This is a genomic window from Vibrio sp. K4, from assembly GCF_051122595.1.
In the GTDB taxonomy this organism is placed as follows: domain Bacteria; phylum Pseudomonadota; class Gammaproteobacteria; order Enterobacterales; family Vibrionaceae; genus Vibrio; species Vibrio owensii.
Genome location: NZ_CP178577.1, coordinates 3,476,582 through 3,503,531 on the forward strand (window position 1 = coordinate 3,476,582; position 26,950 = coordinate 3,503,531).

Annotated in this window: 22 protein-coding genes, 2 tRNA genes and 1 rRNA gene; 14 read left to right on the forward strand and 11 right to left on the reverse strand. The window is 47.3% G+C overall.

Annotated features, from left to right (window positions below; genetic code table 11):
* Positions 1-20 precede the first annotated feature (20 nt).
* On the forward strand, positions 21-302 hold the full coding sequence (gene tsrA, locus ACLIIY_RS15690) for an H-NS-like global regulator TsrA (RefSeq protein ID WP_005443411.1): 282 nt from the start codon (positions 21-23) through the stop codon (positions 300-302).
* A gap of 32 nt (positions 303-334) precedes the next feature.
* Here tsrA and ACLIIY_RS15695 read toward each other — a convergent pair whose 3' ends face one another.
* The 4 genes from ACLIIY_RS15695 to ACLIIY_RS15710 form a co-directional block, all read right to left on the reverse strand.
* Positions 335-790, reverse strand: coding sequence for a DoxX family protein (locus ACLIIY_RS15695; RefSeq protein ID WP_009696777.1), 456 nt, complete (start codon positions 788-790; stop codon positions 335-337).
* A 10-nt stretch (positions 791-800) separates the two neighbouring features.
* Positions 801-1,559 (reverse strand): HvfC/BufC N-terminal domain-containing protein, encoded by a 759-nt coding sequence (locus tag ACLIIY_RS15700; protein ID WP_434527883.1) that lies wholly within the window; start codon positions 1,557-1,559, stop codon positions 801-803.
* Complete coding sequence (gene bufB, locus ACLIIY_RS15705) at positions 1,556-2,428, reverse strand: MNIO family bufferin maturase (protein WP_434527884.1); 873 nt, start codon at positions 2,426-2,428, stop codon at positions 1,556-1,558. The genes ACLIIY_RS15700 and bufB overlap by 4 nt, the downstream gene beginning before the upstream one ends.
* Positions 2,429-2,514: 86 nt before the next feature.
* Entirely contained in the window at positions 2,515-2,775 is a 261-nt protein-coding gene (locus tag ACLIIY_RS15710; RefSeq protein WP_005451246.1) for a BufA1 family periplasmic bufferin-type metallophore, read from the reverse strand.
* Between the two features lie 280 nt (positions 2,776-3,055).
* On the opposite strand from ACLIIY_RS15710, the gene uvrD reads away from it, so the two are divergent.
* Entirely contained in the window at positions 3,056-5,230 is a 2,175-nt protein-coding gene (gene uvrD / locus ACLIIY_RS15715; protein WP_005440023.1) for a DNA helicase II, read from the forward strand.
* A gap of 823 nt (positions 5,231-6,053) precedes the next feature.
* On the opposite strand, the gene ggt is transcribed toward uvrD, so the two are convergent.
* The 4 genes from ggt to rarD form a co-directional block, all read right to left on the reverse strand.
* Complete coding sequence (gene ggt / locus ACLIIY_RS15720) at positions 6,054-7,820, reverse strand: gamma-glutamyltransferase (protein WP_434527885.1); 1,767 nt, start codon at positions 7,818-7,820, stop codon at positions 6,054-6,056.
* Between the two features lie 111 nt (positions 7,821-7,931).
* A complete protein-coding gene (locus ACLIIY_RS15725) occupies positions 7,932-8,591 on the reverse strand; it encodes a LysE family translocator (protein WP_009696781.1) in 660 nt (219 codons plus the stop codon).
* A gap of 91 nt (positions 8,592-8,682) precedes the next feature.
* Complete coding sequence (locus tag ACLIIY_RS15730; protein ID WP_434527886.1) at positions 8,683-9,480, reverse strand: AraC family ligand binding domain-containing protein; 798 nt, start codon at positions 9,478-9,480, stop codon at positions 8,683-8,685.
* A 72-nt stretch (positions 9,481-9,552) separates the two neighbouring features.
* Positions 9,553-10,467, reverse strand: a complete 915-nt coding sequence (gene rarD, locus ACLIIY_RS15735) for an EamA family transporter RarD (protein ID WP_050937618.1) — start codon at positions 10,465-10,467, stop codon at positions 9,553-9,555.
* Positions 10,468-10,643: 176 nt separating this feature from the next.
* Between rarD and recQ the strand changes: the two genes are divergently transcribed.
* The 3 genes from recQ to ACLIIY_RS15750 all read left to right on the forward strand — a co-directional run bounded on the left by recQ (position 10,644) and on the right by ACLIIY_RS15750 (position 13,703).
* Positions 10,644-12,479, forward strand: a complete 1,836-nt coding sequence (gene recQ, locus ACLIIY_RS15740; protein WP_005451195.1) for an ATP-dependent DNA helicase RecQ — start codon at positions 10,644-10,646, stop codon at positions 12,477-12,479.
* Positions 12,480-12,488: 9 nt separating this feature from the next.
* Positions 12,489-12,794 (forward strand): DUF3630 family protein, encoded by a 306-nt coding sequence (locus ACLIIY_RS15745; protein ID WP_434527887.1) that lies wholly within the window; start codon positions 12,489-12,491, stop codon positions 12,792-12,794.
* A 234-nt stretch (positions 12,795-13,028) separates the two neighbouring features.
* Positions 13,029-13,703: a 7-cyano-7-deazaguanine/7-aminomethyl-7-deazaguanine transporter gene (locus tag ACLIIY_RS15750; protein ID WP_005378770.1), complete on the forward strand. Its 675-nt coding sequence runs from the start codon at positions 13,029-13,031 to the stop codon at positions 13,701-13,703.
* Between the two features lie 222 nt (positions 13,704-13,925).
* On the opposite strand, the gene ACLIIY_RS15755 is transcribed toward ACLIIY_RS15750, so the two are convergent.
* The 3 genes from ACLIIY_RS15755 to rhlB form a co-directional block, all read right to left on the reverse strand.
* Positions 13,926-15,569, reverse strand: a complete 1,644-nt coding sequence (locus tag ACLIIY_RS15755) for a sugar nucleotide-binding protein (protein WP_434527888.1) — start codon at positions 15,567-15,569, stop codon at positions 13,926-13,928.
* A 174-nt stretch (positions 15,570-15,743) separates the two neighbouring features.
* Positions 15,744-17,237: a guanosine-5'-triphosphate,3'-diphosphate diphosphatase gene (gppA, locus tag ACLIIY_RS15760; protein ID WP_434527889.1), complete on the reverse strand. Its 1,494-nt coding sequence runs from the start codon at positions 17,235-17,237 to the stop codon at positions 15,744-15,746.
* A 19-nt stretch (positions 17,238-17,256) separates the two neighbouring features.
* A complete protein-coding gene (gene rhlB, locus ACLIIY_RS15765; RefSeq protein WP_005440041.1) occupies positions 17,257-18,570 on the reverse strand; it encodes an ATP-dependent RNA helicase RhlB in 1,314 nt (437 codons plus the stop codon).
* A gap of 111 nt (positions 18,571-18,681) precedes the next feature.
* On the opposite strand from rhlB, the gene trxA reads away from it, so the two are divergent.
* The 9 genes from trxA to ACLIIY_RS15810 all read left to right on the forward strand — a co-directional run bounded on the left by trxA (position 18,682) and on the right by ACLIIY_RS15810 (position 26,847).
* Positions 18,682-19,008: a thioredoxin TrxA gene (gene trxA / locus ACLIIY_RS15770; protein WP_004745500.1), complete on the forward strand. Its 327-nt coding sequence runs from the start codon at positions 18,682-18,684 to the stop codon at positions 19,006-19,008.
* A 196-nt stretch (positions 19,009-19,204) separates the two neighbouring features.
* Positions 19,205-20,464: a transcription termination factor Rho gene (gene rho, locus ACLIIY_RS15775; protein ID WP_005440042.1), complete on the forward strand. Its 1,260-nt coding sequence runs from the start codon at positions 19,205-19,207 to the stop codon at positions 20,462-20,464.
* A 106-nt stretch (positions 20,465-20,570) separates the two neighbouring features.
* Positions 20,571-21,563, forward strand: coding sequence for a hypothetical protein (locus ACLIIY_RS15780; RefSeq protein ID WP_434527890.1), 993 nt, complete (start codon positions 20,571-20,573; stop codon positions 21,561-21,563).
* 137 nt (positions 21,564-21,700) lie between these two features.
* Complete coding sequence (gene ubiD / locus ACLIIY_RS15785) at positions 21,701-23,554, forward strand: 4-hydroxy-3-polyprenylbenzoate decarboxylase (protein WP_434527891.1); 1,854 nt, start codon at positions 21,701-21,703, stop codon at positions 23,552-23,554.
* Positions 23,551-23,820, forward strand: a complete 270-nt coding sequence (locus ACLIIY_RS15790) for a 2Fe-2S iron-sulfur cluster-binding protein (protein ID WP_434527892.1) — start codon at positions 23,551-23,553, stop codon at positions 23,818-23,820. Before ubiD ends, ACLIIY_RS15790 begins: the two co-directional genes overlap by 4 nt.
* Positions 23,821-23,834: 14 nt before the next feature.
* Positions 23,835-24,548: an NAD(P)H-flavin reductase gene (gene fre / locus ACLIIY_RS15795; RefSeq protein ID WP_434527893.1), complete on the forward strand. Its 714-nt coding sequence runs from the start codon at positions 23,835-23,837 to the stop codon at positions 24,546-24,548.
* Between the two features lie 487 nt (positions 24,549-25,035).
* A 16S ribosomal RNA gene (locus ACLIIY_RS15800) occupies positions 25,036-26,588 on the forward strand.
* A 67-nt stretch (positions 26,589-26,655) separates the two neighbouring features.
* Positions 26,656-26,732 (forward strand) — tRNA-Ile (locus ACLIIY_RS15805).
* A gap of 39 nt (positions 26,733-26,771) precedes the next feature.
* Positions 26,772-26,847 (forward strand) — tRNA-Ala (locus ACLIIY_RS15810).
* Positions 26,848-26,950: the final 103 nt, after the last annotated feature.

Genomic DNA, 26,950 nt, shown 5'->3' on the forward strand with positions numbered 1-26,950 from the left:
ATAACGGAACTCATAAAGTAATGTCGTTAACCACGTATGAAATGGCTCGTATCCTAGAGCAAATGGAAGAGTCACCAGAAAAGGTGATGTTTGGTAAGTTGCTTAACGAATTAGGTAACCAAAGCTCTGAGCGCATTCGTAGCGCGGCAAAACAAGTTCCAGTGCCGGTATTACGTGATCTTGTGTATCAATTTCAGCAAGTGATTGAATCACGTAAAGGCGAGCAAGTAGAGCAGATGGCAAAAGACCTCGCGAAGCAAGGTATCTCAGCTGAAGAGCTACTGGCTTACTTGAACAAATAATAAAAAAATCCCCGCATCATGCGGGGATTTTTTTAGTGAGTGATTTTCTTCTTCAGTATGTGGTCGAGGGACAATGGCCCTGGTCCCCACACAATCACTACAAGAATCATCAATCCCCAAAGTTGGTGATCATAGAAACCTTTCTCCCACAACAGTGGGTAAGAGACCACGGCGATGATGTTGAACACAAACAGAATCGCAGCCATCGGACGGGTAATCAATCCTAGTGCCAAGAACACCGGTAGAACCAATTCCGCAGCCGTACCTAGGTAAGCCGCCAATTCCCATGGCAGTATTGGCACTTGGTATTCCAGCTCAAATAAATACAGTGTGCTATCCCAAGACGAGAGTTTGATTAGCCCTGAATTGAAGAACACCCATGCAACCCACAAGCGACAAAAGAGAAGTAGTAAAGGGACAAAGCCAGCTTGTAGGGTACTGATTAAATCGTCGTACCGATTCACTAAGTTTTTAACCGTATCCGTCATAGAGTGCTCCTTAGATTGATTTCAATGTAAAGCCGTCAACGAGATCGAGTGCCGTGATGCTATTGAGATGAGCGAGTAAAACTTCAGGTATTTCGCTCAAACTCTGTTTCTGCTCTAAACATTGCAGCAGTTGGAACACATCGGCATCGAGTGCGTGACACAAGGCTTCTCCATTGGCTTGAATCGAGATGACACCTTGCTGTAATTGGTTGATATTAAGTTGTTCGAATTGCCCAGTTTGAATCGCGCTAAACAAATCAAATACTGCGTAGCTGGAGTCAAAGCTGCGGCAGCCTTGTTTAAGGTGCAAAACCAAAGCGGGTTGTTGCTCTTCACTCACTTCGCCAAGTAACGCAAGCGGTTTTAATTGTGCCGCATTGGATTGTTCATACTGTGCTTGACGAGCGAGGTCGATATGCCACTCGAAGCGTGCGACTTCAGGGCTGTAAGGTGCTTGTGCGATCACCTGACTAAACTGCATGATGGTGTCTTGAAAGCCTTCGCCATAATGCACCACATTTCCTTCTTCTAATGGATAAGTGAGAACGTGCTGACGAGCCATCTGTTCAAAGCACTCTTCACCAAGCAGCGCTTCAACCATCGGGTAGGTCGCGGATAACACCTCGCTTAAGCTGACGATAAAGTTATTGCGGTAAATCTGCATGCGTTCATCAGCGGTAAACTCATCATTGGCAATATCGCAATCTTCACCGAGTGCTTGATAGTGTAGGGCTTTAGCAAACTGGCTTTGTAAGGTGGCTAGATTCATGATGCCTTCCTTGGTTCGCTTTGTTCACTTGGAAGTGTGCCTTGCAACAGCAGTTGCGATGCTTTCTGCGCTTCTCCTAATAAGATTTCTGGCGCGGGGATATCCAAGTCCCATTCAATCAATGCATGACGTGGACCATGTTTTTTTGTCCACTGCGCGAACAGTTGCCAAACTTCATCGCTAACTGGGCGGCTATGGGTATCAATCCATATCTCACCTTTGTCGAGTTGTTTGATGGTAAAACCTGCCAAGTGAATCTCATCCACTTTGTCGGCTGGAATTGCATCTAGGTATGTGTCGCAATCAAAACCGTGGTTGAATGCCGAAACATAAACATTGTTTAGATCGAGCAATAAACGACAGCCAGTGCGCTTTTGCACTTCGGTAAGGAACTCCCATTCGCTGATGGTCGAATGTTGAAACTTCACATAACTAGATGGGTTCTCTATCAAGATCTCGCGTTGCAAATAATCCTGCACTTCATTTACGTTACGAGTGAACACTTTGAGCGCTTCTTCCGTATACGGAAGTGGAAGCAGATCATTAAAGTAGTGACCGCCGTTTTCACTCCAACTCAAATGGTCAGAAACAAGAATCGGGTCGATTGAGTGAATCAGCGCTTTAAGTTGAGCAAGGTGCTTTTGATTCACACGTTCCACCGAACCTAGTGACAGACCAATGCCGTGGCAGCTAATTTGATACTGCTCGCGTAACGCTTGTAATTGATTGCGCTCTGCAGCGTTGGGCTGAAAATAGTTTTCACTGTGGATTTCTAACCAAGATAACACGGGTTTGTTTTGGCTAAAGTAATCGAGGTGAGGGGTTCTCAATCCAACTCCAACAAGGTCGTGGAAGGTGTGGTGTTTCACGTGAAACTCCTTTTCAAAGCGGGCGGGAAGATAAGGATGCGCCGGTTGAGCGTCAACGCATCCTTGCAGTAGCTAGCGATAAAAGATTATGAAGAAGAAGTGCTACCGCCAACGAGCTTGTCACATAGACCTTTTGGTACGACTACGAATGCGTCTTTTTGGTTATCTTCTTTAGAAGTACCAGCGCATGAGCTGCTTTTCGTTGCACAGTCGTTTTTACCTGCTTTAGAAACGCCGTAGCACTTCTCTTTATCAGCAGCGACAGCTGGAGCTGCAGTTAGCATTGTGCCACCAAGAGCTAGAAGACCAGTAACAGCAGCAGTAACAGCTAGATTCGACTTTTTCATAATAAATTCCTCTGAATGATTTCCTTTACTTTAAGTTGGCAAGATGAATCGCCTGTTTTGGCGTTTTTGTTATCAACTTGCTTAACTTAAAAGATAGGAAACTGGCTAAAAAACTTTCAGAAAAATTTTCGAAACAAATGGTTTTAAAGAATGGAATTTATATAACTTATTGATGTGTAGAGTAAAAAAACGACGAATTTTTTATGAATTTTTGTCTAATCTGAAGAGGTTGTTTAGGTTATAATCTATTTTTATGTATAAATAACCAGTAGCTCTCATCATGATGGATCCATCTCTATTACTCGACGGTTTGAACGACAAACAACGTGAAGCCGTTGCAGCACCTCTAGAAAACTTGCTCGTCCTTGCTGGTGCAGGGAGTGGTAAGACACGCGTTCTTGTTCACCGTATCGCTTGGTTGATGTCGGTCGAGCAATCATCTCCGTTCTCAATCATGTCGGTAACCTTTACCAATAAGGCGGCGGCAGAGATGCGTGGACGTATCGAAGAGCTAATGATGGGCAGTGCAGGCGGCATGTGGAATGGTACTTTCCACGGCATTTGTCACCGTATTCTGCGTGCGCACTATCTTGATGCCAAGCTACCGGAAGATTTTCAAATCATCGACAGTGACGACCAACAGCGTCTACTAAAGCGTTTGATCAAAGCGCAAAACCTCGATGAGAAGCAGTGGCCGGCACGCCAAGTGGCATGGTGGATTAACGGTAAGAAAGACGAAGGTCTGCGCCCTTCGCACATTGATGCGTACCACGATCCAGTGACCAAGACATATCTGCAGTTGTACACCGCTTACCAAGAAGCGTGTGATCGTGCTGGTTTAGTCGATTTTGCGGAAATCTTGCTGCGCGCACATGAGCTACTGCGTGATAACAAGTTCGTTCGTGAACACTACCAAGCACGCTTTAAGCATATCTTGGTGGACGAGTTCCAAGATACCAACAACATCCAATACGCTTGGCTACGTATGATGGCGGGGCCTGAGTGTCACGTGATGATCGTAGGTGATGACGATCAGTCGATTTACGGCTGGCGTGGTGCAAAAGTCGAGAACATTGAGAAGTTTACGCTGGAATTCCCAAGCGTGAATACCATTCGTCTTGAGCAAAACTACCGTTCAACCAAGACCATTCTAGAAGCGTCCAATGCTCTGATCGCGAATAACACCGAGCGTATGGGGAAAGAGCTTTGGACAGATGGCGTTGTCGGTGAGCCTATCTCGATTTATAGCGCTTACAACGAACTAGACGAAGCCCGTTTTGCGGTAAACAAAATCAAAGAGTGGCAAGACAAGGGCGGTGCTCTGAATGACGCTGCAATGCTTTACCGTAATAACGCCCAGTCGCGTGTTCTTGAAGAAGCACTAATCCAAGCTGGTCTGCCTTACCGTATCTACGGCGGCATGCGATTCTTCGAACGTCAGGAAATCAAAGATGCCTTGAGCTACATGCGTTTGATTGCCAACCGTAATGATGATGCGGCATTTGAACGTGTAGTGAATACGCCAACGCGTGGTTTGGGTGATAAGACGCTTGAAACCATCCGTTTTGCGGCTCGTGACCGTGGTTGCACCATGTGGGAAGCGAGTGTGGCTATGTTGGATGAGAAGGTGCTTGCAGGTCGTGCTGCTGGTGCTCTGAGCCGTTTTATCGAGCTTGTTACGGCACTAGAAGACGACACCATCGAGATGCCACTGCATCACCAAACTGACCATGTGATCAAATACTCGGGCTTGTTCGCGATGTACGAGCAAGAGAAGGGCGAAAAGTCTAAGGCGCGTATTGAGAACTTGGAGGAATTGGTGACCGCAACTCGCCAATTCGAGAAACCAGAAGAAGCGGAAGACATGTCCTTGCTGACGGCATTCCTAACCCACGCAGCATTAGAAGCGGGCGAAGGACAAGCGGATGAGTTTGAAGATGCGGTTCAGCTCATGACGCTGCACAGTGCGAAAGGTCTGGAGTTCCCGTTGGTGTTTATGGTTGGTGTAGAAGAAGGCATGTTCCCAAGCCAAATGTCGGCAGAAGAAGCAGGGCGTTTAGAAGAAGAGCGTCGTCTGTGTTACGTAGGCATGACCCGTGCGATGCAGAAACTGTACATCACTTATGCTGAAATGCGCCGCTTGTACGGTCAGGATAAGTACCATAAACCGTCTCGCTTTATCCGTGAACTGCCAGAAACTTGTTTAGACGAAGTACGCATGAAGGCGCAAGTTAGCCGCCCTGCAAGTAGTGGTCGATTTAGCCAAACGGCGGTGAAAGAGAGCTTCAATGAAACTGGCTTTACGCTAGGTTCTCGTGTGATGCATCCTAAGTTTGGTGAGGGCACCATCATCAACTTCGAAGGCAGTGGTCCACAGAGTCGCGTACAGATTGCCTTTAATGGTGAGGGCATCAAATGGTTGGTGACTGCTTACGCACGACTAGAGAAACTGTAAGGCTTGACCAAAACTGATCAACTTAAGAGCTGCTTCGGCGGCTCTTTTTGTTTGTGCTGTTTTTGTGTCGCTAATGCAGTAAAAAATGGAATGATAAATGGAGTGCGAAAGCGCGATTTAACGATGCTGTTTGAAGGGAAAGTTTGGTGTTGTTGGTGAATGTCTGTTTTCAGCAGAGCTAGCTGCTGAGAAAAATTTTAGGCAAAGAAAAACCCCGAGGGCTTGCGCCCATCGGGGTTATAGTCTTACTCGCAGCAATCCGGCTACTAAGAGTGCTCCATGCATCTAATCCATGATAGTGTGCTGAATCCGTCAGCTTAATCCTTACGTCGCCTTCCTAGCGGTGTCCTTAATGACCTTATCCTGGTCTGCTAACCATCCTCGTTAGCTCTCATCACTTGTTCCCTGAGCGGTGTCCCTGACATCATCCTGATGTTCAAATCCTTGCCTCGTCCAGAGGTGTCCATTTCCCGTCCTTAGTAGCAACCATCCTAGTCACTATTGATTCCGTTCAATGTCCAATTTTGCAATCCATGCCCGACTATTCATCCTGAACAACCGTTTCTTCTTCCTGAAGTTCACCAAGTCCGTGGTGTTTCCTGTTCCGTGTCAGCATCCTTCCGACAGGTTTAATATTACGTGTTTAACGATTTCCAACAACGGGCTAATCTCACATTTTTTCACTCTCCTTGCGTTCAAAAAAGATACATAAATATTAAATTCAATGACTTATGTTCTTTGTTGTACGGTTTTACCATTAAAAAAGAGAGGTTTGCTCAACCCTTTGTGAGAGATCTCGCACAAGGGGTCGAGCGAAAGACTCTTACTGCCCGATAGCTGCACCTTCACGCCTTGGATCGGCTGCGCCCTCAAGACCGTCTTTTGTTATACGTATCGCATGCAGTCCAGAGTTCAAATCGCGAACATCAGTTTTAAAACCCATCTTTTCCAACTCAGGCTGTAAGCCTTCTGCAGCGGTACCTTGCTCAATATCTAAGGTACCAAAACGGTTCAGTAATCGTGGCTGATTAATCGCGCTTTGGATGTCCATATCCCATTGCGTGTGGGCGATAATGGCTTGTGCGACGTAACCAATGATACGGCTGCCACCCGGTGAACCAATTGCCATGTAAGGTTTGTCATCCTTCATCATAATGGTCGGAGCCATGGATGAACGTGGGCGTTTGCCCGGTTCTAAGCGGTTCGCGATTGGCACACCATCTTGATGGGTGCGGAAAGAGAAATCGGTCAGTTCGTTGTTGAGCAAGAAGCCGCGCACCATCAAGCGTGAGCCAAAAGCGTTCTCAATGGTCGTTGTCATTGAAACCACATTGCCTTGCTTATCAACGATATTGAAATGGCTGGTGGAAGGCAGCTCGATTGATTGGTCCATGCTTAGGTTCATCGCGTGTGACCAAGGAGGATTGCCGGCTTCAACCTTACTCAATGCTTTACCGATTTGAATGAGCTCAGCGCGTTGTTTGAGATAATCTTTATCAAGCAAGCCTTCGGTTGGCATTGGTACATAATCTTGGTCAGCCATGTATTTACCGCGATCCGCGAACGCAAGACGAGATGCATCAGCGATCACTTGCCATGATTTTGCGCTTTCGGCTCCCCAACCTTTCAGATCGTATTGCTCGGTGATCGCTAGAATCTGCCCAACCGTCAATGCGCCAGAGCTAGGTGGTCCCATGCCGCAGATGTCATAGCTTTGGTAAGCCGCACAAACCGGTTCACGTTGCTTGATTTGGAATGCATCAAAGTCAGGTTGTGCCAATACGCCAGGATTGCCCGGTGCATTCTGTACTGTCTTGATGATGTCTGTGGCGATATCGCCTTGATAGAAAGCTTTTGCCCCCTGTTCTGCAATTGCCGTCAGAGTTTGCGCGTATTCAGGGTTCTTCAACAATGTGCCTTCGGCTTTTGGTGAGCCATCTGGATTAAAGAAGTAAGCCTTAGTCGCAGGGAAGCGTGATAGGCGCTTGGCATCTTTCTCAATCAGACTCGCGAGGCGAGGACTTACTTCGAAACCTTGCTCAGCCAAGGTAATCACAGGTTGGATGATCTTTTTCCATTCCAACTTGCCGTATTTCTGGTGCGTGTCCCACAGTAGTTTCACAGTGCCAGGAGTGGCAACGGAGCGCCCACCGACAACCGCATCGTAAAACTGCAGAGGTTGTCCTTTGTCATCTAGGAAGAGTTTCGGTGTCGCGGCGAGCGGTGCAGTCTCGCGTCCATCATACGTAGTCAGTTTTTGTTTCTCACTGTCCCAATACACTAAGAAGGCGCCACCACCAATGCCTGAAGATTGCGGTTCTACCAAGCCCAGCATCAGTTGTACGGCAACCATGGCATCAATAGCATTACCGCCTTGAGCAAGGACATCCGCCCCGGCTTGGGTGGCAAGTGGGTTGGCTGCGGTGACCATATAGTCTTTGGCTTTGACCAATTGCTTTTGCTCGAAGCCAGTGCTGTGCTCCGGCGCAACGGCATCTGCTGCTTGGTTAGCAAAGGCTGAGGTAGATAAGACGAGTGGGGAAGTAAGAAAAAGACCCGTGGTCACGAGTCGGTTGAACGTCCAATGCATGATGACTCTCCATGTTGCCAGTTTTGTGCTTTCAGCTTGGCAGTCATGAAGAGTCACGTCGAGTCAGCAATCTTAGAAATGTCGATTGTGCTACGCTTTTAAATCAGTACTTTATCCGATAAAAGTGCTGATGGTTTGGTACAAAATACTGCCGCCCACGAGAGTAAATACCACGCCACACAGACCGTCGATGTAGATGCCAGCTTGTTGCAATTTACGTTGTAAGCGCTGCGTCGACAGCATCCATGCAAGGCTAGAGAACCAGAATAGCGACAAGCCAAACAGGATGACCAAAGCAATACCTTTGCCAGTGATCGACATACCTGCAGGGACTAAGCTCGACATCAAACTGATAAAGAACACCAAGGCTTTCGGGTTAAGGATGTTAGTTGCAAATCCTTTCGCAAATGCCTGACGCTTATTGCTGATCACTAGGTTGTTTTGCTTCTTAGGTTGATCCGCCATTGGATTTTTGATCATTGAGATCACGGCGCGCAATGCACCAATACCTAAGTAGAGCAGGTAACTACCACCGAGCAGTTGCACCACCGAGTACAACACTGGGTGCTGGTGGACGATATAACTCACGCCTGTCAGGCTGAACAAAGAGTGCAGCAAAATACCGACAGACAATCCCAGCGCAATGTACAAGCCAGTTTGACGACCATGACGCGTCGCGTTTTGTACGACCAGCGCAAAGTCGGGACCGGGACTCATTAGGGCAATAAAGTGAATGCTGGCGAGCGTCAGCAATATGGTGGATTCATTCATAACACATCTCAAATATAACCAATACGGCTATTGTCGTGGCAAGTCACCTGTGGCGCTTGTAAAAAACTGACAGCTTTCTCGGTAAATGAAATTAACGAGTCACTTGAGAAGGGGAAACACCGTAGGTCTGCTTAAACGCTTTGCTGAAATGCGCTTGGTCGTAGAAACCGATCTGATGGGCGACGTCGGTACCACATTGACCTGATTGCAGTAACTTCATGCCTTGCTCAAGGCGCAGGCGTGCGAACCATGCATAAGGCGTCATGCCAGTTTGCGCTTTAAAGTGGCGCTGGAACTGAGTTGGGCTCAGTTGGCACAGTTCTGATAGCGAATCCAAACGCACTGCTTGGTCAAGGTTTGCCATTAGATAATCTTTTAACGTTCCAAGTGATTGATTTCCTAACGGCACAACTTTTTGTCGCTCAAGCGATCCGTAGCGATCAAAAAGCTGGTTAAATCCTTCAAAAGGAAGGCAATCTTTGGTGAGTTGGCTGAGGTTTTCACGACGAAGTAGCCCATGTAAGTTACTAAGTTGTGAAAATATCTGTGGATCCGAGATGATCAGTTCGTTGAAGTGTATTATTTGACCGTCTTGCTTAAGATCAGCCAGATCGCTCAATAGGTGAGGTTCGATCGCAAATACATTCACTTCATAGCCACTTTCGAGCTTAGATTGTCCGTCGTGCAGCTCATCTGGCGGCATTATCACAATTTGCCCGTGACCAACTTGGTGGCTGTTACCTTGGTATTGGAACTTCTGCGCACCATGCGTGATCAGACCGAGATGAAAATCCAGGTGGTAATGCCTTTGAAAAGCAAATTTCTGGTATTTCGCCTCTATCAGACTCAAGTTGTCATGGTCGGTTGCGTAGTACTGAATATGTTCCATTAAATAAAAAAAGCTTGGTCACATTATGACCAAGCTTATCCATCAATTTCTTAAATGTCTTGTAAAAAACGATCAGGCTGCTTGAGCCGCTTTGCGTGACTTGCGGTTATTACGCAGACCATCAAAGCTAAACACCACCAAAGCACCCCAAATAAAGGCGAAGGTAATGGCTTTATCGCTGGTGAACGGTTCGCCGTAAATCAGCACCGCAAGCAAGAACATCAAACTCGGACCTATGTATTGGAAGAAGCCCAACGTCGATAGCTTTAGACGGGTTGCTGCGCCAGTAAAACACAGTAGCGGCAGGGTAGTGATCACGCCTGCAGCAATCAACAAGGTATTCAGCTGCATTGGGTTATCTAGCATGTTGGACGTCGGTGAACTCGCAATAAACAGCAAGTAAATTGCTGCAGCAGGTAACATCACCAGGGTTTCAATGAATAGTCCGGTTTGTGCTTCCACACTGACTTTCTTACGCAGCAAGCCATAAAAGCCGAAACTCATTGCCAGCGCTATAGCGACCACAGGCACCGAGCCAAAGACGATCAGCTGAACCAATACGCCACAAGCCGCAAGGACAACCGCGAACCACTGAAGCTTACGTAGACGCTCGCCAAGGAAGACCATCCCGAGTAAGACGTTGATCAGTGGGTTAATGTAATAACCTAAGCTGGCATCGAGCATGTGATTCGAGTTCACCGCCCAAATGAAGATCAACCAGTTTGCACCGACCAAAATGGCAGTAGAAACCAGAAACATCATCTTGGTTTTGTTTTTAATGATGTCGCGAACCGAGCGCCAATGGCGACCAAAATGGAGGAGTGCGGCTAGCAAAAAGAAAGACCAAATCACTCGGTGGCTTAAGATCTCTAGTGGCGAGACTTCAGCAATCGATTTGAAGTAAATGGGTGCGATGCCCCACATGGTGTACGCGCCAATAGCAAGCAAGACGCCTTGCCGTGAGCGTTGTTGTTCTTCTGGTGTCATGGGATGTCACCTAATTGAGTTTTTATAGAGCAGAAAATCAGTATACGAGTCGTGAGCTGAATCACCTAACAATTTGCGGTTTTATTCACCATGAAACCCCATTACAATGTGCCCTCACTTTGCGTGCTAGTGGCATGCATAAGCACCTCTTTTTAAGACCCAATCTGAGATTTTTCATGACCTCTACCTTGTTAGCCGAACAATCAGACTCGCCTGTAACGCCTCAACGTGTGTTGGAGGATGTGTTTGGTTACCAAGAGTTCCGTGATGGTCAGCAGTTGGTGATTGACGCTGCAGTAGAAGGTCGCGACAGCTTAGTTATCCTGCCTACTGGTGGCGGGAAGTCGCTGTGTTATCAAATTCCTGCTTTGGTTCGCTCTGGCATTACTTTGGTGATCTCTCCGCTTATCTCGCTGATGAAGGACCAAGTGGACCAGCTTAAAGCCAACGGTGTAGCGGCTGAGTGCATTAACTCGACCATGCCTCGTGAAGAGCTGCTCAGCGTGTATAACCGCATGCACACTGGTCATCTTAAGTTGGTGTACGTCTCGCCAGAACGCGTATTAATGCGTGACTTCATTGAGCGCTTGGAAAACTTGCCGCTATCGATGATTGCTGTCGATGAAGCGCATTGTATTTCCCAATGGGGACACGACTTCCGTCCCGAATACGCCGCGCTTGGTCAACTTAAGCAGCAGTTTTCCCATGTGCCATTTATGGCGCTGACGGCGACGGCGGATGACGCAACGCGCCGAGATATTCTTGAGCGTCTGCAACTGAATAATCCAGAGGTTTATCTAGGCAGCTTCGACCGTCCTAACATTCGCTACAACTTAGTTGAGAAGCACAAGCCGGTTTCGCAAATCGTTCGTTATCTTGAAACCCAAAAAGGTAATTGCGGCATCATCTATTGTGGTAGCCGTAAGAAAGTTGAGATGGTGACCGAGAAGCTGTGCAACAACCACATTCGTGCTGCTGGTTATCACGCAGGTATGGACGCCGATGAGCGCGCTTACGTTCAAGAAGCTTTCCAACGTGATGACATCCAAATCGTAGTGGCGACTGTGGCATTCGGTATGGGCATCAACAAACCAAACGTGCGTTTTGTGGTTCACTTTGATATCCCGCGCAATATCGAATCCTATTATCAGGAAACGGGTCGTGCAGGGCGTGATGGTTTGCCTGCGGAAGCCATGATGTTGTATGACCCAGCGGACATCAGTTGGCTGCGCCGTATGTTGGATGAGAAAGACGATGGTCCACAGAAGCAGGTGGAAACCCATAAACTGAATGCGATGAGTGCCTTTGCTGAGGCGCAGACTTGTCGTCGTCAGGTGCTACTGAATTACTTTGGTGAGTATCGCGAGAAGCCATGTGGCAACTGTGATATTTGCTTAGATCCACCGAAACACTTTGATGCCACGGAAGAAGCACGTAAGGCGTTGTCTTGTGTGTACCGTGTTAATCAGAGCTTTGGTATGGGCTACGTGGTAGAGGTGCTACGTGGTATGCAAAACATTCGTGTACGTGAAAACGGGCACGATAAGATTTCTACCTACGCGATAGGGCGCGATCACAGCCACGATTACTGGGTGAGTATCTTCCGTCAGTTAATTCACAAAGGGCTGCTGTTCCAAAACATTACGCGCAATTCAACGCTGCAACTTACTGAAGAGGCGCGTCCGCTGTTGCGTGGTGATGTGACTCTGGAGTTAGCAGTTCCGCGTTTAGACACTGCAGCACGTGCGGCGAAATCAGATAAACTGACCAGCAAGAACTACGACAAAAAGCTGTTTGCTAAGTTACGTAAGCTGCGTAAGTCGATTGCTGATGAAGATGGTTTGCCACCATACGTGGTCTTCAGTGACGCGACTCTGATTGATATGGCGGAAATTCTGCCAACGTCTTACGGCGAAATGCTGGCAGTTAGCGGTGTTGGTCAGCGCAAACTGGAGAAGTACGCCGACCCATTCCTCGATTTGATTCAAGAACATATTACTCACCACGGATAAGGAACCAAGATGCAAAAGGAATTTGGCTTAGCGGACTACCTGGCACAAGAAGGGCGCTTAATCATTACCGCGCCGAGCTTTGACCTTGATAGCTTTCCTGCCTTAGGTGAGCGTTTAGTCGGCTTGCTTTCTGCAACTGTGGTGGAAAAGCAATGGGATGCGGACATTCACTCTTGGCTGATCGACTTTGAAGGTTGCCAACTGTTTATGAAAGCAGAGCATTACAGCGAAGCGATTTGGTTTGAAGCGTTAGCGATTGAAGAGAGCAGGGAAGAGTTGGATTATCTTGCAGGATTGTTCCAGCGCGGCTTCTAAAAATAGAATTTTTTTAGAAAGGGTGTTTCACATGAAACACCCTTTTTTATGCTCAAACGTTTGCGTAAAACAGACGACTTGCGGCGAAAAGTGGTTAATGTATAATCGCCCACCGCTTCGCTCAGAATGAGCCAAGCCAGTTTATTTTTCATTTTACATTGTTGGTAAGAGCCACTCTATTCAGTGACTCGATTTGGGTTCCCTCACCCCCAAACCAAACTAAAAAGGTATCGCATGAGTAACTTTACCCCTGCGCAGCAGCGCAACGCCCTTATCTATCTGGTTCTATTCCACCTAGTCATTATTGCATCTAGCAATTACCTAGTTCAGCTACCGTTTACTATTTTCGGTTTCCATACCACTTGGGGTGCATTCACTTTCCCATTTATCTTCTTAGCGACTGACTTAACCGTGCGTATTTTCGGTGCTCAGTTGGCGCGTAAGATTATCTTCTTAGTGATGTTGCCTGCTTTGGCAGTGTCTTACTTCTTATCGGTGGTGTTCTTCGAAGGTCAATTCCAAGGTTTTGGTCACCTAGGGGAGTTTAACTTATTCGTTGCTCGTATCGCGATTGCTAGCTTCATGGCGTACCTACTTGGTCAGATCATGGATGTGCACGTGTTCAACCGCCTACGTCAAATGAAGCAATGGTGGGTGGCACCAACGTGTTCAACGCTTTTCGGTAATGCACTTGATACTATCGCTTTCTTCGCCATTGCGTTCTACCAAAGCCCAGATCCATTTATGGCGGAGCATTGGACGGAAATCGCGCTGGTGGATTACGGCTTCAAACTGATTATCAGTCTTGGTCTTTTCGTTCCTATGTATGGCGTACTACTGAATTACCTAATTAAGAAGCTGACTGCGGTGAACCCTGACTTTAAGGTGACGACAAGCGTTCAGTCTTAATATCAGTGGGAACCCCGAAAGCCGCTTGCTTAAATCAAGCGGCTTTTTTGTACCTGTTTACTTGGGTTTAGAGCGTTTTGTACAGCGTGGGGAGTAATTAGATCATGAGTGTCCAAAAGCTCCCTAAGCTGTACGAAGGTAAAAATGAGCAATAAAAAAGGTCCCGAGTGAGACCTTTTAATCGAAGATACGGAACGTAGAGGAAGTTCGCTGGTGAAATGGCTAACGGAGCATCTTCTCAATCAAAATGGCTTTTTGCGCATCGAAGGCGCCAAGTTGCAGGCCGTTCTCCCAACTGATGCTTTGATTGAACATCGCCAACATCAAACCGACACTGCGTTGATTGGCGTCCTGCCAGCAATCAGATTCGCTGTACTCTCCATTATTTATTGCATTGCCATTAACGAGAATGGGCTCGAAACGCCATTTTTCGCCGACACGGTAGTAGCCTTTACTGGTTAAGGTCTGGTTGGATTGAATCGTTAGAATGTGCTCGATGCCCGGCTCACCTGTTAATTCAAATACAAACCTTAGCTGGTGGTCGCCACATTGCAGCTCAACGATCAGTTGGCCGTTTTCCTCAATCAGTGTTGATTGAGAATAGTCTCCGAAGCAGTGCAGCAACCAAGAAATAGGGTGACTGGCTGTTTCAAGAAACCACTCTTTGAGTGTGAAGGTGCCCGGTAGGTTTACTTGGGTGATTAGATTGACCACACAGGGTTGGGTTTGCGAAGTGAGCCACTTCTCTATCGTCTTGGCTGTCTCTAGCTGAGCAAAGGCGTAATTAACCAATAGGTTGGCGTTCGGTTGCTGCCAGTGAGTGATGTCGAAATTCAATCCCACCAAGGGCTTTTCACAAATCAGCTTGGTTGAACCCAACGTCTTTATGATCTCTGCATGAGTATGCGCAGGTGTCGCGATTGTCACGACATCGAGTTGTTTGAGTGCGCTGACGTTCGTTTCTGCCTTTAGGATTGCTTCTTCACTGCACGCTTGCTGAAGCGGTTCTATTTGCTTGGCACATAACGTCGTGACCGCAACACCATTGTTTCGATAGTGGGGAATGTGCGTGCGTCCCCAGTTGATTCCTATGATGCCGGCTTGCTGGATTTGCTCTGGCTTGTTGAAACGTTCACTCAATGGCGGCAAGGCAATTCGTTCATCTGTTAGACGTTGGTCATGGTGATAGTCATTGCTTGGCAGCACTTGCCATGGCTTGTTGTAATGCTGCTTGAGTGCACAAACGAGTTCGTAGAAATTCCACTTATCCTTTAAGTTGCTATCAAGGTGATATAAACCGGCTTCGTTCCGCTCAATAAGCTGCAAAAAGGCGAGTGCAGTATCGTCCATATGAGAAGTCGCGGGATACCAAGCCGTGCTAGCGGTAATAACGCCGTTCTCTTCATGTTGGCGGTCGAGATGCGCCAACATGTTATTGCCTTCTGCTTGGTGATGGAGTTGCCAACCGATTCGAGCAATCATCGCATCTGGATTTGCTTGCCAGATTGCATCTTCACAACGAACTTTGTATTTGCCGTAATCATCTTGGGTGTTTCTTTCTTCAAAGATGCCATAAGGCCCATTTTTTGGGGCATCAAATACCATTGCTGTACTGACAAATAGGTAAGGAATGTTGCGCTGTTTGCAGTGCTCACCAAGCCACGCTGCCCACGCTTCACTCCCCATCGCCATATGGCACACCGCATCAATATGGTGCTGTTGCCAAAATTGCTCACTTTGCTGTAGATCATCCGGCGGGATTTGATGGTGATTCCATTCCAATACATTCCAGCCGCGGAGGTGGAACTGATGAGCAACTTTAGGGGCGAGGGTGCCAGTTAAGCCAGTCATTAAAACGGTTTTCATTATGGTGCATCTTGGTTGGCTAAATCGTATTTATCAATAAAGCATGGCTGTTTTTCGATGTAGAGCGGAGAAGCTAAGATTTTTGCTGAGCAGCACGTTTTGTTGGGGTAAAAGTTCGATACAAAAAGCCCAAGCGAGTGCTTGGGCTTAATACGTTATGACAGAAGTGGTCGATTATATTGCTACGACGCTTAACGGCCAGCCGATGTCTGTCTGACGGTTGGATTCAATTTCCAACTCAGCGGCAGTCAGTGGATTTGCCTCTAGCCACTGCGCATCAATGTTGAGCATCAGTTTGTCGCCTTCTGCTGTTAGAGTCACATTTGGCTCCAGATCAGGGTTACGACGATGGCTGAGTAGAACCGCGAGACGCAATAAACGCAGCACGCGTTTACCACTGGTGCCTGACAGAGCATGTTGCTCCGGCAGTGAGGTTAGCTGTTCACGGTAACGGCGAGCAATTTCACCGATAAAGAACTTTTGTGCGCGCGTGTAACCAGGCAAATCCAAGTGCTGAAGCAGGTAAGCACTGTGTGCACCACCTTTTTTGAAATCGATCGTCAGACCGATTTCATGCAGCTTCGCTGTTGTTTCTAGCAGCACTTTACCTTGAGGTTCTGTAACCCACGCTTCACCGCCAACTTGCTCAAGTAGTTTGCCTGCAAGCTTTGCGACTTGTTCGCCGTAATGGCAATCGAGTTGGTAACGACTTTGTACGCTGCAAATAGTGCGTGCACGGATGTCGTTTTGACGAAGCTCGTCAACCATCTCGTACACCAAGCCTTCACGTAGCGCGCCGCCAGCCAGTGTCATAGCATCGATTTCTAGTAGCTCAAAGATCGCAATTAAAATGGATAAGCCACTTGGGAATACCAAAGCACGTTCTAGGGTAAGGCCTTCAATATCGAGCTCTTCCAAGTGATCAGCAAGCATCGCCTGCTTTTGCAGACGCTTAAGTTTGGAGTGAGTAATCACTTCGTCCATACCTTGCGCTAGCATTATCTCTTGTAGTGCTTGAACGGTACCCGATGCCCCAACACACACATCCCAACCTAGGTTGGTGTACTGTTCTAAGATTGGCATCAGAGTTTGCTTCGCACCTTCAATTGCGGCTTCGAAGTTACGTGCATTTAATTGGCGGTCTTTAAAGAAGTTCTCTAACCAAGTCACACAGCCCATTTTTAGACTGGTTAGTGCTTTGGCTTCGAAACCTTCACCGATAATCAGTTCGGTACTCGCACCGCCGATATCGACCACAAGGCGACGACCGCTGCCACCGGAGGTGTGAGCAACACCTTTATATATAGTGGCGGCTTCTTCTTCGCCAGTAATCACTTCGATAGGCTGACCTAAGATTTGGTTCGCCTTCTCTAGAAAAACATCCACATTGGTCGCGGTACGCAATGTCGCGGTACCCACAATGCGGATGTTCTGTTTAGGAATATCCTGCAAGCGTTCTGCAAATAGACTTAAGCAGTCCCATCCTCGCTGCATAGCTTCCATACTAAGAGAGTTATGTTCATCTAAGCCCGCGGCTAGACGAACTTTGCGCTTAATTTTAGCCATAGTTTGAACGCTGCCATCGATGTGACGCACAACGAGCATGTGAAAACTGTTCGACCCGAGGTCGATGGCGGCGTATAGCGGTGATGATCCTGCTTGACTCATAAACGACTTCAGTTTCCTTTTATGATTGTTTTGGCGCTGATTGACGCGGCTGACGAGGACGACGTCCTTGCGGCTTGCGGTTACCAGAGCGAGTGCCACCTGTGTTGGTGCGACGTTGCTGAGTACGAGGCGCGCGCATACGAAGTGGTGCAGGCAAGTCTTGGATTAGAGCCGAAGCATCGTAATCAGAAACTGGAATTGCGTGCTCAATGTATTCTTCGATTGGTGGCAGGTTGATTGCGTAATCTTCACAAGCAAAGCTAATAGAGTGACCACTTGCGCCAGCACGACCAGTACGACCGATACGGTGAACGTAATCTTCACAATCATCTGGTAGGTCGAAGTTGAATACGTGTGTTACTTGAGGGATGTGTAGACCACGAGCTGCAACGTCGGTTGCTACGAGTAGGTCAACTTCACCACGAGTGAATTGCTCAAGAATCTTTTCACGCTTCTTCTGTGGTACATCACCAGTCAGTAGACCAACACGGTGACCATCAGCTGCTAGGTGACCCCAAATCGACTCACACTTGTGCTTTGTGTTAGCAAAAACGATCGCACGGTCTGGCCATTCTTCTTCAATAAGCGTTTGAAGCAGTGCCATCTTGTCTTCATTAGAAGGGTAGAAAAGCTCTTCTTGGATGCGGTGACCGGTTTTTTGCTCTGGCTCAACCACAACATGCTCAGGGTTGTGCATGTGTTCGAATGCCAATTCTTGTACGCGGTAAGACAACGTTGCTGAGAACAGCATGTTCAAACGCTCTTTTGGCTCAGGCATACGACGGAACAAGAAGCGAATGTCTTTAATAAAGCCAAGATCGAACATGCGGTCTGCTTCATCCAGAACAACCGCTTGAATGTTGTTTAGGTTGAATACGCGTTGCTTGTAGAAATCGATGATACGGCCTGTGGTGCCGATAAGAATGTCTACACCATCTTGCAGTTTAGCAAGTTGCTTGTCGTAGCTTTCGCCACCGTAAGCTAAAGCGGCTTTAAGACCTGTGCTCGCGATCAAAGGTTCAGCATCGTTAAAGATCTGAATCGCTAGCTCACGCGTTGGTGCCATAATGATCGCGCGCGGCTGAGTTGGCTTGCGGCCTTCGTGCTCTGGTGTCGTTAGAAGGTGGTTGAAGGTAGCAGTAAGAAACGCGAGGGTTTTACCAGTACCCGTTTGGGCCTGGCCTGCAATGTCTTGGCCGGTGAGCAGTACCGGCAACGCCAAGGCTTGGATAGGGGTACAATATTCGAACCCTTTTTTTTCCAATCCTTCAATAACTTGGGGCTTTAAATCCAAATCGGCGAACTTTTGCTCTGTGATATGCGTCTTTTTCATAGCGATAGAATATCAGCTAAAGCTTGCAATAAGAAAGTAAATACATTCCAATAGGGCATCTATTTACTGGTTATCATCCAACCAGTTTCGAAAAACACATTGGAGTGGAAGATGAGTGATAAGATTTTGCAGCTTACTGATGACGGTTTTGAAAACGATGTAATCAACGCTGCAGGCCCGGTTCTAGTTGATTTTTGGGCAGAATGGTGTGGTCCTTGTAAAATGATCGCTCCTATCCTGGACGAAATCGCTGACGAGTACGAAGGCAAACTCACTATCGGTAAACTAAATATTGACCATAACGCAGGTACACCACCTAAGTTTGGCATTCGCGGTATTCCAACGCTACTGTTATTCAAAGACGGTAACGTAGCGGCAACGAAAGTTGGTGCTTTGTCTAAGACTCAACTAAAAGAGTTCCTAGACGCAAACCTATAATCACCAAGTGATTACAAACAAAACCGTGCAATATGACAATGCGCGGTTTTGTTTTTCTAACTCTGGACTAGAATATTAATTAGTGCTAACTTATCGCGCGTTAATTGAACAAATTTCTCTTCTTGGTCGATCCTGAGACCAAATCCATCTTAACTAGAAAACAGATCTTATTTTGACTAAACAAGCATCCACCACCATGAATCTTACTGAACTGAAGAACAGACCTGTGTCTGACCTTGTAAAGCTTGGCGAAAGCCTGGGTCTTGAGAACCTAGCTCGTCTAAGAAAACAAGACATCATCTTCGCAATTCTTAAAGCGCACGCAAAAGGCGGCGAAGACATCTTTGGCGATGGGGTTCTGGAGATTCTGCAAGACGGCTTTGGTTTCCTACGTAGCGCGGACAGCTCATACCTTGCTGGTCCAGACGATATCTACGTTTCGCCAAGTCAGATTCGTCGCTTCAACCTACGTACTGGTGACTCAATTGCTGGTAAAATTCGCCCACCAAAAGACGGTGAGCGCTACTTTGCCCTGCTAAAAGTCAACACAGTTAACGACGACAAACCAGACAACGCTCGTAACAAGATCCTATTCGAGAACTTAACGCCTCTACACGCTAACGAGCGTATGGTAATGGAGCGCGGTAACGGTTCTACAGAAGACATCACAGCACGTGTTTTAGACTTGGCATCGCCAATTGGTAAAGGTCAACGTGGTCTGATTGTTGCTCCGCCTAAAGCGGGTAAGACAATGCTTCTGCAAAACATCGCTCAAAGCATCGCATACAACCACCCAGAGTGTGAGTTGATGGTACTTCTTATCGACGAACGTCCAGAAGAAGTAACAGAGATGCAGCGTCTAGTTAAAGGTGAAGTAGTAGCGTCAACGTTCGATGAGCCAGCTTCTCGCCACGTACAAGTAGCGGAAATGGTAATCGAGAAAGCAAAACGTCTTGTTGAACACAAGAAAGACGTGGTTATCCTGCTTGACTCTATCACTCGTCTAGCTCGTGCATACAACACCGTAGTGCCTTCATCAGGTAAAGTACTAACTGGTGGTGTGGATGCAAACGCACTACACCGTCCTAAGCGTTTCTTCGGTGCAGCACGTAACGTAGAAGAAGGTGGTAGCCTAACTATCCTTGCTACTGCTCTAGTTGATACTGGTTCGAAGATGGACGAAGTTATCTACGAAGAGTTCAAGGGTACTGGTAACATGGAAATCCACTTGAACCGTAAGATCGCAGAGAAGCGTGTATTCCCAGCGATTGACTTCAACCGCAGTGGCACACGTCGTGAAGAGCTTCTAACTAAGAACGAAGAGCTTCAGAAGATGTGGATTCTACGCAAGATTGTTCACCCAATGGGCGAAATCGATGCAATGGAATTCCTAATCGATAAGCTAGCGATGACGAAGACTAACGACGAATTCTTTGATGCAATGCGTCGTCAGTAGTCTCAGATAAGTAATTCTGCGAAGGGCCACCGTATATCGGTGGCTTTTTTATTGCTTTCTCCCGATAGAAGTATCAGAATGAAGGAAATGTTATCGGGAGGTTAACATGCAACAAGGAATGTTGTCGTCATTACTCCTGAGCTTGTCACTTATCACAATACCCGCGACGTTATCTGCCAAGGAAATGCAGGAAACCGTAGTAGAACAGTGGCTTCAGGATACCCATATACAGACCAAAGTATCTGAATTGCTCGATTATGCAGTCAGAGACGAAGTCGACTCTCTCAAATTCGCCCTCGACCGATTGGCTTTTCCTCAACAAGAAGTCGTTCGTTTCCTATTGCTCGAAAAACTAGAGCAGCAAGAAATCATCCTCACGCCGAGAATGGCTATTTTTGTCGAATCTCAGATCAGTATTACGCCGACTTACCAAGTACTTGAACGTGGCGATGGTTACGAGTTTAGTGTGCCTGCGTTTAATTTCCCTGCGATCGCCAGTCGTCTGATTAAGCGCTGGAAGCAAGACCAAAGTACGTTGGAGTTTGTTTTAGCGGCAGAGCGACAAGAGCTTGATTTGAAAGATTGGCTTACTGGTACGTCACAGCAAGTGCAAACCAGAGAAGCGTTACTTATTCGCGAGCTAGACAGCTTGTCTCCCAACGCACTTGAAGCGCTCACCAAGCAGTTAACCCATGCAAACGTCACCAGCTGGTTACCTTCAACGGCCGTAGTGGTGCGTTTGGCGCAAGTCAGCCAAGATGAGGCCATGTATGATCTGCTATGGCGAATGCGCGCAGATTACAATAGTCAGACAGAGCTTGAAAGACTGGCTGAGGTGAGCGATGAGTTCTCACTACAACAATTGATGAATGCCACCGTCAATCCAACCTTAAAACCTTACGCGATTGAGTTGCTCACAAGATCCAATCCACTTACTCCGAACGTAAAACAATTCCTAGTAGCCAAGATGGCGCTTTCAGAAGAAGCTACTTTGGTTGCAAGGGAGCTAGCGAAGCAAGGGCATCAATCTTGGTTGGAAGAGCTTGTCTCAAGCAATCGCCAAGTGAAGGCGCGGCAAATTCAGGAATTCTTGAAGTAATGACACTTCAAAAGACCGTTTCTTCGTGTTGTTTCTATTGAAGCAATCTAGCTCACATACCCACACAAAATAGGAGGATCTTAGCGTCCTCCTATTTGTTATACTGCAAACAGTTTAATCAGCCAGCATGAAGGCCTATGAGTTTTAAGGATTTACGCGAATTTATCGACCACCTAGAACAGAAAGGTCGACTTAAACGCATCACTCACCCCGTCGATCCCGCTTACGAAATGACAGAAATCAGTGACCGCACTTTGCGTGCTGGTGGTCCTGCATTGTTGTTTGAGAACCCAATCGGCTACGACGTGCCTGTTTTGACGAACCTATTTGGTACGCCAGAGCGTGTCGCAATCGGCATGGGACGCGAAGACGTTAAAGAATTAAGAGAAGTCGGTAAGCTGCTGGCTTATTTAAAAGAACCTGAGCCACCAAAAGGCTTCAAAGACGCTTTAGAAAAGCTGCCTGTGTTCAAGCAAGTATTGAACATGCCGGCTAAGCGTTTACGTAAAGCACCATGCCAAGACATTGTTTGGCAAGGTGATGAAGTCGACTTGGATAAGATTCCGGTAATGAGCTGTTGGGCAGAAGATGTTGCGCCGCTGCTTACTTGGGGCTTAACCGTAACCAAAGGTCCAAACAAAAAACGCCAGAACCTAGGCATTTACCGTCAACAGAAAATTGCCAAGAACAAAATCATCATGCGTTGGTTAGCCCACCGAGGTGGTGCGCTTGACCTGCGCGATTGGATGGAAACCAATCCAGGTAAACCTTTCCCCGTTTCGGTCGCGTTTGGTGCAGACCCCGCCACCATTCTTGGTGCAGTAACACCAGTGCCAGATACGCTATCGGAATACGCATTTGCAGGTTTGCTGCGTGGAAGCAAAACGGAAGTCGTGAAGTCAGTCAGTAATGATTTGGAAGTGCCAGCGAGCGCGGAAATCGTGATGGAAGGCTATATCGACCCGAACGAGTTTGCTGATGAAGGCCCTTACGGTGACCACACTGGCTACTATAACGAAAAAGAAAAGCACCACGTATTTACCATTACGCACATTACAATGCGTAAAGACCCTATTTATCACAGCACCTACACAGGTCGTCCGCCAGATGAACCAGCTGTATTGGGTGTGGCATTAAACGAAGTGTTTGTGCCGATTCTGCAAAAGCAATTCCCAGAGATTGAAGACTTCTATCTACCGCCAGAAGGTTGTTCGTACCGAATGGCAGTCGTCACCATGAAGAAGCAGTACCCAGGACATGCCAAGCGCGTAATGATGGGTGTGTGGTCTTTCTTGCGTCAATTCATGTATACCAAGTTTGTTATTGTGTGCGATGAATCGGTAAACGCACGAGATTGGAATGATGTCGTGAAAGCCATGTCAGAGCATATGGATCCTGTGCGTGATACTTTGATGATAGATAACACGCCAATCGACTCGCTCGACTTTGCTTCACCTGTGGTTGGGCTTGGCTCCAAAATGGGCTTAGATGCAACCATTAAGTGGGATGCCGAGCTGGCGACACGAACCGAGGTCACTGAACGAGACAGCAAAGCGATTACCGAAGCAGAGCTGAATGAGTTGAAACAGCTGCGTCCTGAAATTGTCGATGTCTACCTACCAGCCACAGCAAACAACCAATTTGCTGTTGTAACAATGAAGAAAGACCAAGCCGGTCAATCTAAAGCATTGATGGAATACTTATGGGACTTCTTTGCTCAGTACACGGATAACAAATTCATTATTTTGTGCGACGATGACGTCAATGCACAAGATTGGAATGACATCATTTGGGCTGTGACAACTCGAATGGATCCAGACAGAGATACCACTCAAGTTCGTGGTAAGGCGGGTAGTTCATCTAAACTTGGGCTCGATGCGACCAATAAGTTTGAATCTGAAGCCACGCGCGAGTGGGGCACGCCTATCAAAAAAGATCCTAAACTTGTGGCTAAAGTCGATGAGATTTGGGACCAGTTAGGTATTCTATGAGTCATCAAATCCACCTTCTACCAATGGACGTTACGTTCCGAGTAAAAGAAGGGGAGACGGTGTTGGAAGCTGCGCTCAACAACAATATTCGCTTCCCGCACCGTTGCCAAGTTGGCGCTTGCGCCATGTGCATGTGTAAAAAGCTAACGGGAGAGGTGAGCTATCACCTCGAACCTATGCTAACCGAAAAAGAGCAACAGCAAGGCTGGATATTCCCTTGCCAAGCCTATACAGAAAGTAATTTAGTGCTTACTTTTGACGAGTAAGCGAGAGGAACACCATGACCATCCAATGTAAAGTAAAGTCTATTCAGCCGTTAGCTTGTAATACTTACCAAATCCTTCTTCACCCAGAATCACCAGTGCCTTTTAAAGCGGGTCAGTACCTAATGGTCGTGATGGGTGAAAAAGACAAACGTCCTTTCTCTATTGCGAGCAGTCCTTGTCGTCATGAAGGTGAGCTTGAACTGCACATCGGTGCGGCGGAACACAATGCTTATGCACTAGAAGTTGTTGAAGCAATGCAAGCAGCCCTAGAAACTGATGGTCATATCGAGATTGATGCACCACATGGTGATGCTTGGGTTCAAGAAGAAAGCGAACGCCCGCTATTATTGATTGCTGGTGGTACTGGCTTTAGTTACGTGCGCTCGATTCTGGATCACTGTGTTGCACAGAACAAAACCAACCCAATCTATTTATACTGGGGTGCACGAGACAATTGCCAGCTTTACGCTAAAGAAGAACTGGCCGAGATTGCCGATAAGTTTGCTAACGTTCACTTTGTTCCAGTAGTAGAAGAAGCACCTGCAGACTGGCAAGGTAAGGTTGGTAACGTGCTACAAGCAGTAGCTGAAGATTTTGAAAGCTTAGAAAACTACGATATCTATATTGCAGGCCGCTTTGAAATGGCAGGTGCAGCACGTGAACAGTTCACTCAGAACAAGAAAGCGAAGAGCGAACGTATGTTCGCAGACGCGTACGCATTCATTTAAATACGGCTTTTGAGGCAGAAAAAGAGGGTTTTTTACCCTCTTTTTTGCTTTTTTGATGAAATAGTCATCGAACAGTCAGTTTTTTCCATTTTTTTTCAAAAAAGGGTTGCGAACGGATCTGAGTTCCCTATAATGCGCATCCACCGACACGGCAGACGCGATAAGGCTTCAGCAGGGTCGGAGAGGTGAAAAGCTTCTGAGAAAATAAATTGAAAAAAGTGTTTGACACTCTCAATTATATCGCTAGAATGCACCTCCGCTTTGAGAGAAAAACTTCTCGATAAGCAAGCTCTTTAACAATATAGACCTATCAATCTGTGTGGGCACTCGTTGATGATAATCCAATTAGATATTTCTTTCTTAACGGAAAGCGGTATCAAATTAGGTTTCAATGAAACGAAGTGACCATTGAATCGAAAGATTCAGCACAGTCAATTCAAACATTACTTATGTAATGTTCAGTATTCATTGAGCCGAACAAAATCTTAAATTGAAGAGTTTGATCATGGCTCAGATTGAACGCTGGCGGCAGGCCTAACACATGCAAGTCGAGCGGAAACGAGTTATCTGAACCTTCGGGGAACGATAACGGCGTCGAGCGGCGGACGGGTGAGTAATGCCTAGGAAATTGCCCTGATGTGGGGGATAACCATTGGAAACGATGGCTAATACCGCATAATGCCTACGGGCCAAAGAGGGGGACCTTCGGGCCTCTCGCGTCAGGATATGCCTAGGTGGGATTAGCTAGTTGGTGAGGTAATGGCTCACCAAGGCGACGATCCCTAGCTGGTCTGAGAGGATGATCAGCCACACTGGAACTGAGACACGGTCCAGACTCCTACGGGAGGCAGCAGTGGGGAATATTGCACAATGGGCGCAAGCCTGATGCAGCCATGCCGCGTGTGTGAAGAAGGCCTTCGGGTTGTAAAGCACTTTCAGTCGTGAGGAAGGTGGTGTAGTTAATAGCTGCATTATTTGACGTTAGCGACAGAAGAAGCACCGGCTAACTCCGTGCCAGCAGCCGCGGTAATACGGAGGGTGCGAGCGTTAATCGGAATTACTGGGCGTAAAGCGCATGCAGGTGGTTTGTTAAGTCAGATGTGAAAGCCCGGGGCTCAACCTCGGAATAGCATTTGAAACTGGCAGACTAGAGTACTGTAGAGGGGGGTAGAATTTCAGGTGTAGCGGTGAAATGCGTAGAGATCTGAAGGAATACCGGTGGCGAAGGCGGCCCCCTGGACAGATACTGACACTCAGATGCGAAAGCGTGGGGAGCAAACAGGATTAGATACCCTGGTAGTCCACGCCGTAAACGATGTCTACTTGGAGGTTGTGGCCTTGAGCCGTGGCTTTCGGAGCTAACGCGTTAAGTAGACCGCCTGGGGAGTACGGTCGCAAGATTAAAACTCAAATGAATTGACGGGGGCCCGCACAAGCGGTGGAGCATGTGGTTTAATTCGATGCAACGCGAAGAACCTTACCTACTCTTGACATCCAGAGAACTTTCCAGAGATGGATTGGTGCCTTCGGGAACTCTGAGACAGGTGCTGCATGGCTGTCGTCAGCTCGTGTTGTGAAATGTTGGGTTAAGTCCCGCAACGAGCGCAACCCTTATCCTTGTTTGCCAGCGAGTAATGTCGGGAACTCCAGGGAGACTGCCGGTGATAAACCGGAGGAAGGTGGGGACGACGTCAAGTCATCATGGCCCTTACGAGTAGGGCTACACACGTGCTACAATGGCGCATACAGAGGGCAGCAAGCTAGCGATAGTGAGCGAATCCCAAAAAGTGCGTCGTAGTCCGGATTGGAGTCTGCAACTCGACTCCATGAAGTCGGAATCGCTAGTAATCGTGGATCAGAATGCCACGGTGAATACGTTCCCGGGCCTTGTACACACCGCCCGTCACACCATGGGAGTGGGCTGCAAAAGAAGTAGGTAGTTTAACCTTCGGGAGGACGCTTACCACTTTGTGGTTCATGACTGGGGTGAAGTCGTAACAAGGTAGCGCTAGGGGAACCTGGCGCTGGATCACCTCCTTAAACGATGATTATACACGATGAGTGTCCACACAGATTGATACGGTTTATAAGTAAAAGAGACGATACTGGGTCTGTAGCTCAGGTGGTTAGAGCGTTCGCCTGATAAGCGAGAGGTCGGTGGTTCGAGTCCACTCAGACCCACCAATTTCTTTTGAAGTTGGTATGCAGTATCGATACCTTGATGGGGCTATAGCTCAGCTGGGAGAGCGCCTGCCTTGCACGCAGGAGGTCTGCGGTTCGATCCCGCATAGCTCCACCATCTTTAAGCATTCTTACGAGTGTGTTTAAAAATGGTTTTCATCAGAAAATCTAGCTCTTTAACAATTTGGAAAGCTGACAAAACAATCTTTAAGATTGTTTGT